The organism is Streptomyces torulosus (assembly GCF_001419765.1).
GTDB lineage: Bacteria > Actinomycetota > Actinomycetes > Streptomycetales > Streptomycetaceae > Streptomyces > Streptomyces torulosus.
Window position 1 is genome coordinate 20,208 of sequence record NZ_LIRK01000439.1, and the last position, 10,660, is coordinate 30,867.

The following is a 10,660-nucleotide window of genomic DNA, read 5'->3' on the forward strand; positions in this document are numbered from 1 at the left end:
TGGTCGTAGCTGGGGAACGCTTCCTCTCAGACGTCCTTGCTGGCGGTGCTGATGAGCTTGCCGAGTACTGGCCAAAGCCTGAGCGGGGTGCCTCTGTCGAGGAAGCGGCATCGGTCGTCCCTGAGTCTTTGGGGTGGCTGAAGGTGTCAGATGCTCAGGAGAAGGACTTCATCCGCAGGGGACGCGAGATGGTCGAGCGCATGTCGGCAGGCGGGGAGGAGGAGGCGATGAGCAGGCTGGGGCCCGCTCCTGCCGAACGGCAGACTTCAAGCGTCCCTACAGGCAGCCCGGATGGCCGTCGCGGCGCATCCCGATCCGTGGCGCTGGTGACCTGAGCCGGAGATTCGTCGGCAGTACGCCGTGACTTTGTCGAGGATCTCGCCGGCGGTCTACGTCCAGACGAAGGGGCGCGGGTTGTCGTTCCAGTCGGCGAGCCAGTCGTGGATGTCGCGTTCCAGGGCTTGGACGGAGCGGTGGTCGGCGGGGACTTCCTTGTCGAGCTTGGTCAGGAACTTCTTGAATTCGACGGCCCGGTGGCGCCGGTGAAGGGAGCCGATCACCTTGCCGGTGGCGACCTCCAGGGCGGCGAACAGGGTGGTGGTGCCGGCCCGGACGTAGTCGTGGCTGCGGCGTTCGGGGATGCCGGGCACCATCGGCAGCACGGGCTGGGACCGGTCCAGGGCCTGGATCTGCGACTTCTCGTCCACGCAGAGGACCAGGGCTTTCTCCGGCGGGTCGAGGTAGAGGCCCACGACGTCTCTGACCTTGTCGATGAACAGCGGGTCGGTGGACAGCTTGAACGTCTGTGACCGGTGCGGGGCCAGGGCGAACGCCCGCCAGATCCGGGAGATGGCCGACTGCGACATTCCCGTGGCCGCCGCCATCGACCTGGTCGACCAGTGGGTGGCGTTCTTCGGTTTCTCCTCCAGCGTTTTGACGATGACCCGCTCGACATCCGCGTCGGTGATCTTCCGCGGGACACCGGGCCGGGGTTCGTCGGACAGGCCGTCCAGACCGCGTTCGAGGAAACGCCGCCGCCAGGTGCGGACCGTGTCCGCAGTGATCCCCAGCCGGTGCCATCAACGAGTGGCTGTGACTCTCGGCCGTCACGCGGTGGGGTCCACGTTCCAGGCCGCAGGCAGATCGCTGCCGCAGAAGACGCAGACGAAGTCGTTCTCACGCACGATGTTGTGCTCCTCGCAGTCGGGGCACCGCCGGAATACAACCTCGTGGGTGAAGCCGGAAGGCCGCCGGAGCTCTACAGCGTCCAGAGCACGGGCGACCTCCACCCAGGAGCTGACATCCGGGCAGTACCCGGTGGACTGGTTGCTCACCTCGCTCACGGTCCACCGGTCTGCCTCGCGCGTGAAGCTGATCTCGCCGGCACTCAGAACCATGTCTGCGTCGGCACAGGCCACGTGCTCGCTTCGTCGCGGCGCCAGCCGAAGCGCACCGTCCATACCGACCACGTAGGTGAACGGTTCGGCCAGCTCCGCAGCCGATTGCTCCACGATCCAGCCAACGAAATCAGTCGCCGAGCCGATCCGACGTCCGCCGTCACCAGGCCGGACCGTAGCCTTCAGCTCGACCGGTCCGACATATCGATAACTCCGCCCCCACCCACTCACGTCAGCCAACCTAGAACACTTCCGACACACGCCCTCAGTTCTTTGTTGAGACACGGCGCGCGGGCCGGGCAGCCCAAGGCCGTCATGACGGTGGTGGGTACGCGGGATGCCGCTCGGTGTCCGTCTCGTACCGCTGTGCGGAGCCGGTGGTGAGTGGTGGTCGGGGGACCGGTGTGGGCAGTCCGAGGAGGCGTCCCCGGACGGCGGCGGCGAGCAGCGCCGGGTGGAGCAGGCCCGCAGGGGAGCCGACGAGGTGGTAGACGCGGTCCAGGGCGCGCTGTGCCCTCAGGTTTCCGTGTGCGGCGAGCCGGTCCACTTCCCCCGACCATCGGCCGAACAGCGCGTCGAGGCCGGATGCCGGGCCGCCGCCGGTATGGCGTAGGTCCTCTCCGGTCGCGATGGCCCACGGGAGGTCCGCCGCTCGGTGCAGCCGACGCATCAGCCGCCGCTCCCATCCCGGCCGCACGCCCGCGGCCAGCGTCTGCCGCAGGAGCAGTGCCTGGGTGGCGGCGACGGTGATCCCCTGACCGTAGACCGGGTTGAAGGCGCACAAGGCGTCACCCACGACGAGGAGCCCGTCCGGCCAGTGCGTCAGACGTTCGTAGCGACGCCGTACATTGTGGGTGCGGCGGTGGACCGTGATGTCGCCGATCGGGCGGGCGCTGCGGGTGAAGTCGGCGAGCGCCGGGTCCCGCAGCCGGTTCAGGAAGGCGTCGAAACCGGCCGGGTCGCGAGGCGGCCGGTGGTCTCCGGCGCCTACCGCCGCCACCATCCAGCGTCCGCCTTCGACCGGTAGCGCCACACCACCGGCCGGTGTGCCCGGAACCGGAAGCATGACGATGCCCGCGACCCGGCCGAGGTGGTCGGGCGGGGCGGCGTAGACCCGTCCCGCGTAGCCGAATCCGGCGTCGACGGCGGTGCTCGCGGGCGCCCCTATGCGCAACTGCGTCAGCCAGTCGGGCAGTCGGGAGCTGCGCCCGGAGGCATCGACGACGAGGTCGGCCCGAACGGGCGGTCCGTCGAAGCACTCGATGAGCCAGCCGCCGCCGGTCGTGGTCGCGCCGCGGCTCAGGCCCCGCACCCGCGTGCCGCCACGCAGCTCCACCCCGGGCAGCTCCGCCACACGCCGCCGGACCAGGTGCTCGACCAGCGGGCGGGTCGCGGAGACAAGTTCGAGCGCGGGTGTGCCGAACGGCGCCCATCCGCGTTCGCCCAGCCATGCCAGGTCGCCCGTGTCCAACGGCACTCCGCCCGCGTCCACCAACTGCCCACGCAGCCCGGGAAGAAGCTCCTCGATCGCCGACAGCCCGCGGTGGAGCAGGACATGGGGCTGACGGCCCTGCGGTACACCGCCGCGTGGCACGGGCGCTCCGTGCCCCTGCTCCTGCCCCTGCCCCTGCCCCTGCCCCTGGTCCTGGTCCTGTTCGAGGACGGTGACCGAGCGGCCGGTTGCCCCGATCACCGCTGCCGTCAGCAGCCCCGCCATGCCCGCCCCGATGATGACCGTGTGCTCGGTGCTCATGACGCCTACACCAGCCGGAAAAGGAGCCGCCGCATCCAGTTCAGCCACGGCAGCGGGACAAGGCGCCACAGCGGAGCACCGGCGGACAGCGGTATGTGTCCGCGGAGTACGGCTCCGTAATCGAGTGAGGCGGCGTGCGGAAAATATCCGGGCTTGCAGGCCACGATCTCTTTGAAACCCTTGTTGTGGTAATAGCGTAGCTGCGGGTCGCGGGGAAATCCGTGACGTTTTTCATGCATGTACAAGTCCGCCGGGATATCCGGATGGGTGCGCCTCCAGGCCTGGAGACCGGGCATCGGGGAGCCGAGATAGATGTCCCGCCAGCCGTGTTTGAGCGCGTGCGGCCAGAAGAACTCGAATATGGCGGTCACCGCGTCCGCGTCGACACTGCTCAGGCTGATTCCGAAGAGTGATCCGGTGGCTTTCGGATGGGGCGTCTCCACCCGGGCGCAGTCGGCCCAGGTGGCTGCCGAGTCCAACTCCTCGGTCGTGATCGGCTTCATGAACAACGAGGCCAGGGCCGTCCCGCCCGTCTCGAACGCCCCTATGCTCAACCGTGGATACGCCTGGATGCGGGCGGCCAGTTCTGTGCGGTCCGCCGCCTGGTCCTGGTCCCACTTCGCTTTCTCCAGTGTGATGAGCGCCTCGACATCGCCCGGTCGCAGAAAACGGACCTCGATGGAGTCCGAGGGGGTATCGGATTCCCTGTCGGGGTGGTTCTGGACCGATCGGCGCGGACTGGCCATGGTCATGTTTTCTCTCCTGGAGACCGAATCGGTGACATCTCGATCATGTCGGCCGACCGATCGTTCGGGAAGCCCTAGGTTGCTTTGGGTGAGTTTTGTGCATGAGTGGTTCACCTCGGGTTCACGTTCGAAATTCCGTATTCACTCGAAGTTTGTACCGAAAGTGATCCCGATTACGTTCTCCCGTCCGAGGGGAATTCGCAGGTAGTCTTCGGGTGGCGTCACGCCTGCCCTGGATTTCTCGGCCGGCGCCCTCCGTCGCCCGTGACTGCTGCTGGACCTGGAACCGGCTGTGGAGGCCGGCCTCGACCGACACCTGGCGCGGCGAAAGGAATGGTTCCGGCGCGAGTACGTGCCCTGGAGTCGGGGCCTCAACTTCGGCGGCATGCTGGGCGGGCGGACAGGCAGGGGACCCCGGGCAGTCCAACCTGCCGGTGCCCATACTCGTACCGCGCCGACTACGGGCCTTCGAGCGCCCCGGTCTCGGCCCGGACGGCGAACGTGCCCGAGCACCTGGCCCTGCTGGACCCCGCCGCGAACCGCTTCATCGAGCGGTGCGACGCCGTCGGACACCGTGCCGCCTCGGACGGCAGCCTCGGACGGCCGCCGTGTTCGGGCTGCTGACGGCTGCGGCACGCGGGTGACCGCACGGCCCCAGCGAACAACCGGAAGGAGCTGGAAGAAGTGACAGAAGCATCAGACTTTCGACCACTGCCGGCGGTCACGGGCACACCCATGGCCCACCTGCGCAGTGAGATCCCGGCGGTTTTTCGCCAGATGGCCTCAAACTGGCCGGCTGTCAGCACCTGGTCGTTCCGTCACATCGCCTCCCTCGCCCCGTCGCTGCCGGTGCAACTCGTCCAGGGCAACAGGGAGAAGAACCACACGGCATTCACCGAGTCGACGCTGGGCGAATACCTGGATTCCCTGACGGGGGATTCTCTGTCAGGGGAGTCCCCCGACAGGGACGATCGGACCTACCTGAAGGAGTTCGACCTGCTCAAGCGGTTCCCCGGGCTCCGGGGCGATCTGAGGCACGAGCAGATGTTTCCGCGTGGCTCCCTCACGTCCTGCAGCGCCTGGATCGGACCTGCCCGGTCGCGCACGGGCCTGCACCACGACCTGCTCGACAATCTCGCCGTCCAGATCAGGGGAAGGAAGCGCTTCTACCTGGCACGCCCCGGCACCGTCGAACGCGCCGGGGCGCTCTCCGCCAAGTACGACGCCTGGGCACGGCTGTCACATGTGGGCATCGCCGAGCTGGCCGCCGCCGACTCGGCGACCAGCGACGACTTCTTCGCCGTGGATCTCGAACCAGGCGATGTGCTCTACGTCCCGGCGCGCTGGTGGCACGAGGTCGTCAACCTCAGCGCAGGCATCCTCCTCAGTGGCTTCTTCGGCTCCACGATGCGAGTGACCTCCCTCTGGGCACGCGTCCGACTCCGCGACACACTGCATCGCGCAGGGCTGCTCAGCCCGGGCAACTGCACCTGCCATGCGGATCGCCCCGGCGCTCAGCACCGGTGAGGCGGGTACGTCATGAGCATGGAGAACGCCGCCGAGCCGATCGCCCCGGCTCGCCGGCTCCCCCCTCCCTTCGGATACGCATGGCGCACTGATCCTGGAAGCCCCGCTCGGTCACGTGGGTCACGGATGGTCGCCGCCCCACGGATTCGGTGTCGGCCCCCCGGATGCTCCGCACGCCTTCGTCGGCGGGAGGAGATGCCGGGCGGCGACTCGGCTGGTGCCGAACGCGGTGTCCGCCGTGGTGGAGGCGGGCGTCAAGCGGGCAGCGGCGGTGGGGAGTTCGGTCTGCTTCAGGGGGACGCCCGGGTACGCCGCCATGAGGACGCCGGTGCAGCCGTCGCGTTCCGTCGGGGAGAGGCCCGCGGGGAAGAGGATGGTCCGGGGCCTGCTTCCATCGGCGGTCATGCGGACGCGCCGGACGGACCTCAGGTCCGTCCCCGCCGTCGTGGCGGTGGCCTCCCAGAACTGGACCTGCACCGTGATCGGTTCGCACAGGGGCTCGCCGGTGGGCGAACCGATCACCACCGCCGCGTCCTCGGTCGCGGCCCCGTCGGGGAACGACACGGCCGGGCGCAGCCACCGAGCCTGCTTCTCGGCCGACCAGCCGCCGTCCGCTCGGCACGTGTCGCCGTCGGCCCGTGCGCCGTCGGCCTTTCCCGCACAGCCGGTTGTCAGCAGCGTCAGAGCCGCCGCCAGTGACGTCAACGACCCGTGGGCGAGCTGGGGCCTGGACATGGTCTCCCTCGATCGGTGCGGGCGAGGCGTCAGCGGCCTCGCGGACTGGGGCAGTCTTCGCGGAGCGGGCGGCGGCCGGGGGACCGGGAAGGGGCATGTGGCCGACTTGTGATCAACACAGGCCTGCCGGGCCGGGCCGTCCGTCTTGTGAGGGCGAGTCCGACGGGGGCGCGGCGCGACTACTTGCCGGTACAGATGGGGAAGACCGGCAGTTTGTCGCCTGATTTCCCAATTGGTTGAACGATTGTCGATTGCTGTCCACGATTCTCCTGTCAAGTGCCCGGAGGCACGGCTTCCGGCCCACGCCGCTGCAGAAGCGAGTCGAGCATGGTGCGTGTCCGTTCGTCCCTGGCCCAGCTGCCCGCCTACGTCCCGGGCCGCAGAATGCCCGGTGCTGTCGCGCTGGCCAGCAACGAGTCCCCGTACGGGCTGCTGCCCGGTGTCGCCGCGAGGCTCGCGGAACTGGCCGGCGGGGTGTCGAGGTATCCCGACCTGAGCGCCGTCGCACTCGTCCAGGCCCTCGCCGAGCACCACGACGTCGAGACCGAGCGGATCGCGCTGGGCGCCGGTTCCTCGGAGGTCTGCGCACAGCTGCTGCACTCGGTCGTCGGACCCGGCGACGAGGTCGTCTTCGGCTGGCGGTCCTTCGAGGCGTACCCGATCCTCACCGCGGTGGCGGGCGGTACCGCGGTGCGGGTCCCCCTGCGGGCGCACGGGCTGGACCTCGATGCCATGGCCGAGGCGGTCACCGACCGGACGCGGCTGGTCTTCGTCTGCAACCCCAACAACCCCACCTCCACCGCACTCGGCGAACAGGCGCTGCGCGACTTCGCGGACCGGGTGCCGGAGGACGTACTGATCGTCGTCGACGAGGCGTACCGGGAGTACGCGGACCCGGAGCAGGTCCCCGACGCCCTCGCTCTGCTCGGCGACCGGCCGAACGTGGTGGTGCTGCGGACCTTCTCCAAGGCGTACGGCCTGGCCGGGCTGCGGGTCGGCTACTGCGTGGGCCAGCCCGGCATCACCGCGCACGTCCGCAAGACCCAGATCCCGTTCAGCGTCAGCGCGCTCGCCCAGGAAGCGGCGGTGGTCGCCCTCGGCGAGCACGCGGAGGTCGCCCGGCGGGCCGCCCTCACGGTCGCCGAACGGCAGCGGGTGACACGGCGGTTGCGTGACCTCGGCTTCGAAGTCCCCGACTCCCAGGCCAACTTCGTCTGGCTGCCGCTCGCCGGTGACAGCGGGGACTTCGCCCTGCACTGCCTCGGTGGCGATGTCGTCGTGCGCCCGTTCGTCGACGAGGGCGTCCGGGTGACGCTCGGGCTGCGGGCGGAGAACGACGCCCTGCTCGCGCTCGCCGCGAGCTGGAGAGGCTGACGGCCATGCGCGTGGGGCCGTACGAACGGCATCGCGAGCTGCTCCAGCAGGCGGTACGGGCCGTGACGGCCGGCGAGTGCTGCGCACCGTTCACCCGCGTGGGGCGAGACGGCACCAATACGGGCATGAGGTCGGCACGGACCGCGGAGAAGGTGTTCGGCTCGCTGCTGGGCCGCGCCTTCGAGCTCGGCCAGCCAGGTGAACTCGGCCGGGTGTGCACCGAGTCCTCACCGTACGGGGTCGCCATGGACATCGGCTATCCGCGGTGCGACCCCGCGGTGCTGGTGGCGGCGGCCAGCCGGGCGATGGCCGGCTGGCGGGCCGCCGGGCCGTACCAACGGGCCGGGGTGGCGGTGGAGATGCTGCGTCGGCTGAACACCCGCAGCCATGAGCTGGCACTCGCGGTGCACCACACCACGGGCCGGTCCCTCGCGGCCGCGTTCCGAGCCGCCGGGCCGCCCGCCCAGGACCGCGCACTGGAGGTGGTGGCGCGCGCGTTCGCCGAGTCGGAGCGCGTTCCCGCGGACCTGCACTGGGAGAGCCCGCGCCGCAGCAAGGAACCGCTGGCAGTGGCAGGCACCTGCAGTCTGGCGCCCCGCGGTGTGTCGCTGCTCGTCGGCTGCCCCGAGCATCCGACCTGGAACGGCTGGCCCGGCCTTTTCGCCAGCCTGGTGACGGGCAACCCGGTGATCGTGGCCCCGCACCCCAGGTCCGTGCTGCCGTTGGCGATCACCGTGCGCATCGCGCGACAGGTGCTGGCGGAGGCCGGACACGACCCCGACCTCGTCACCCTGGCGGTGGCGAAACCCGGGGAACCCCTGCGGCAGCGCCTGGCCACGGACCCGGCGGTGCGCATCGTCGACTTCACCGGTCCGGCCCGGTTCGCCGACTGGCTGGAGCAACACGCCCGGCAAGCCGCCGTGTTCGCCCACCGGACCGGGCTGAACACCGTGGTCGTCGACTCCACCGAGGACTACCGCGGTCTGGTGCGCGGCCTCGCGCTCTCCCTGTGCCTGTGCAGCGGAACGGTCCGTACGACACCACAGAACATCCTGGTGCCGGCAGCGGGCATCGCGACCGACGAGGGGCACAAGACCCTCCGGGACCTCGGCGCCGACCTCGGCGAGGCCGTGGACCGGCTGCTCGGACACCCGGCACGCGTGGCGAGGCTGCTGGGCGCGATCGTCGACGACGAGGTGCGCGCGGGACTGACGCAGGCCGCGCGACACGGCGCGGTGGTGCACGCCTCCGGGACGCTGCACCATCCGGGCCATCCCGGCGCCGACCTGCGCAGCCCGCTCCTGGTCCGGCTGGGGGCGCGGGACGAGCAGGTCTACACCCGGGAGTGGCCCGGACCGGTCTCCTTCCTGGTGGGCACCGACTCGACCTCGCACAGCCTGGAGATCTTCCGCCGCACGGTCGGCCGCCACGGTGCGCTGTTCGCCTCGGTGCACTCGACCGACCCGCTGGTGCTGGCGGCCACCGAGGCGGCGGCGCTGGACACCGGGGTCCACCTGGTGGAGAACCTCGCCGACGACCTCCCGGCCGACCCCTCCTCAGCCGCGCCCGAACCGCCGGGCGGCGGCGCGCACTTCGTCACCGGACGGTTCCGGGTGGTGCGCTCGCGCGGCCGCCTCGCCACTGCCGTAGGCCCGCCCGTGCACGCCCCCGAGGAACTCGTCGGCGCCTAGTAGTGCTTCGTTAGGTTCTGCCCTGTCTGCGGCGGCCTCGTTGGTTGGGCAGGGGGCGTCCGCAGGTGGTGCAGGTACCGGTCCAGCACCTCAGCAGGTCCTGAAGAACGTCGAGGACCTGGTAGAGGGTCAGGCCGGTGTGCGGACTTTTGGGTCGAGCCGCCTGAGGGTGAGGAAGGCCTGAGCGGCGGTGACGAGGGTGACGTGGTGGTGCCAGCCGCGCCAGGTGCGGCCCTCGAAGTGGTCCAGGCCGAGGCCATGCTTGAGCTCGCGGTAGTCGTGCTCGATCCGCCAGCGCATCTTGGCCCACCGCACCAGGTCAGCGACCGGGGTGGTGGCGGGCAGGTTCGATATCCAGTAACCGGTCGGAGTGTCCTGTCCGTCCGGCCATTCGACGAGGAGTGTCTGGACGGGCAGGACGCCGTCCCAGCGGTTGCGGCCGCCGCCCGCCTCCTGAGCTGCGGCCAGGGACTGCTTGCCCGCGGGGCGGACCGTCAGGACCGCGAACCGTGAGGTCATCGCGCCTTTGCTGCCCTGCCTCCACCTCACCTCGGTGAACCGCTGCGCAACCGCCTGTGCCGCGAGGACGCAGACGGCTCGTGGTGGGGTGCGGTAGCGGGCAAGGGGCGGCGGCCCCAGCCCGCCGTAAGCGGGCTGGTGCGGCTCGGCATCCTCCGGGTGGGCGACTTCCTTCCCAGTCAGGGCCAGGACATAGCACAGCCCTCGCTCCTCAAGGCCGAGCCGGAAGGGGGTGCTGACGCCGTAGCCGGCGTCGGCGACCACGACCGGCGCCTTCAACTGCCACTCGGCGAGCGAGTCCAGCAGGCCGAGCGCGAGACGCCACTTCTCCCGGTGCACCACGTCGCCGGGGACTCCTGCCCTGCGGCACCGGTCCGGCTCGTCCGTCCACTCACGCGGCAGATACAACTGCCACTCCAGCGGGCACGAGGCCGTGTCGGTGGCGGCATGGACACTGACCGCGACCTGGCAGTTCGCCCGTTTCCCGACCGCTCCGCAGTACTGGCGGGCCACCCCCACCGACGCTTTGCCGCACTTGGGGAACGACACATCGTCGATCACCCACACCTCAGGCGCGATCACCTCGGACAGCCGCTCGGCGATCCGCCGCCGCACCGGCAGCGGATCCCACGGCGACTGGTTCACGAACTGCTGCAGGGCCTGCATGTTCCCGTCCGGCAGCCGCTCGGCCATCGGCTGGACCGACTTGCGCCGGCCATCCAGCATCAGGCCCCGCAGATAACACTCACCCCACCGCCGCTGATCCCGCCGCGACAACGACCCGAACACATCACCAACGAACTCCGCCAACTCACCCCGGAGCCGCTCCACTTCCCCCAACCTCACTCCGGGAAGCTACCCACGACCAGACGAGATCACTCAACGTAACGAAGCACTACTAGTGACCTGAGTCGGAGA

9 protein-coding genes and 1 pseudogene are annotated in these 10,660 nt (G+C 70.1%); 4 read left to right on the plus strand and 6 right to left on the minus strand.

What is annotated here, in order from left to right; genetic code table 11:
* Positions 1 to 266: 266 nt before the first annotated feature.
* The 4 genes and pseudogenes from AOK23_RS28370 to AOK23_RS28385 all read right to left on the minus strand — a co-directional run.
* A pseudogene (locus tag AOK23_RS28370) lies at positions 267 to 1,070 on the minus strand (IS630 family transposase); the annotation flags it as partial.
* A gap of 36 nt (positions 1,071 to 1,106) precedes the next feature.
* Complete coding sequence (locus tag AOK23_RS28375) at positions 1,107 to 1,628, minus strand: hypothetical protein (protein WP_055715465.1); 522 nt, start codon at positions 1,626 to 1,628, stop codon at positions 1,107 to 1,109.
* A gap of 82 nt (positions 1,629 to 1,710) precedes the next feature.
* Complete coding sequence (locus tag AOK23_RS28380; protein ID WP_055715466.1) at positions 1,711 to 3,150, minus strand: NAD(P)/FAD-dependent oxidoreductase; 1,440 nt, start codon at positions 3,148 to 3,150, stop codon at positions 1,711 to 1,713.
* A 5-nt stretch (positions 3,151 to 3,155) separates the two neighbouring features.
* Positions 3,156 to 3,902, minus strand: a complete 747-nt coding sequence (locus AOK23_RS28385; protein WP_079049750.1) for a hypothetical protein — start codon at positions 3,900 to 3,902, stop codon at positions 3,156 to 3,158.
* Between the two features lie 495 nt (positions 3,903 to 4,397).
* Here AOK23_RS28385 and AOK23_RS51525 point away from each other — a divergent pair, with 495 nt between their 5' ends.
* Together AOK23_RS51525 and AOK23_RS28390 are read left to right on the plus strand one after the other, a co-directional pair.
* A complete protein-coding gene (locus AOK23_RS51525) occupies positions 4,398 to 4,520 on the plus strand; it encodes a hypothetical protein (RefSeq protein WP_276205765.1) in 123 nt (40 codons plus the stop codon).
* 60 nt (positions 4,521 to 4,580) lie between these two features.
* Positions 4,581 to 5,423 (plus strand): cupin-like domain-containing protein, encoded by an 843-nt coding sequence (locus AOK23_RS28390; RefSeq protein ID WP_169800342.1) that lies wholly within the window; start codon positions 4,581 to 4,583, stop codon positions 5,421 to 5,423.
* 120 nt (positions 5,424 to 5,543) lie between these two features.
* Here AOK23_RS28390 and AOK23_RS28395 read toward each other — a convergent pair whose 3' ends face one another.
* Complete coding sequence (locus tag AOK23_RS28395) at positions 5,544 to 6,158, minus strand: hypothetical protein (protein ID WP_055715468.1); 615 nt, start codon at positions 6,156 to 6,158, stop codon at positions 5,544 to 5,546.
* Between the two features lie 327 nt (positions 6,159 to 6,485).
* Between AOK23_RS28395 and hisC the strand changes: the two genes are divergently transcribed.
* Both hisC and AOK23_RS28405 read left to right on the plus strand, forming a co-directional pair.
* Positions 6,486 to 7,532 (plus strand): histidinol-phosphate transaminase, encoded by a 1,047-nt coding sequence (hisC, locus tag AOK23_RS28400; RefSeq protein WP_055715469.1) that lies wholly within the window; start codon positions 6,486 to 6,488, stop codon positions 7,530 to 7,532.
* A 5-nt stretch (positions 7,533 to 7,537) separates the two neighbouring features.
* On the plus strand, positions 7,538 to 9,223 hold the full coding sequence (locus AOK23_RS28405) for an aldehyde dehydrogenase family protein (protein WP_240496601.1): 1,686 nt from the start codon (positions 7,538 to 7,540) through the stop codon (positions 9,221 to 9,223).
* 129 nt (positions 9,224 to 9,352) lie between these two features.
* Here AOK23_RS28405 and AOK23_RS28410 read toward each other — a convergent pair whose 3' ends face one another.
* Positions 9,353 to 10,588, minus strand: coding sequence for an IS701 family transposase (locus AOK23_RS28410; RefSeq protein ID WP_079049752.1), 1,236 nt, complete (start codon positions 10,586 to 10,588; stop codon positions 9,353 to 9,355).
* Positions 10,589 to 10,660: the final 72 nt, after the last annotated feature.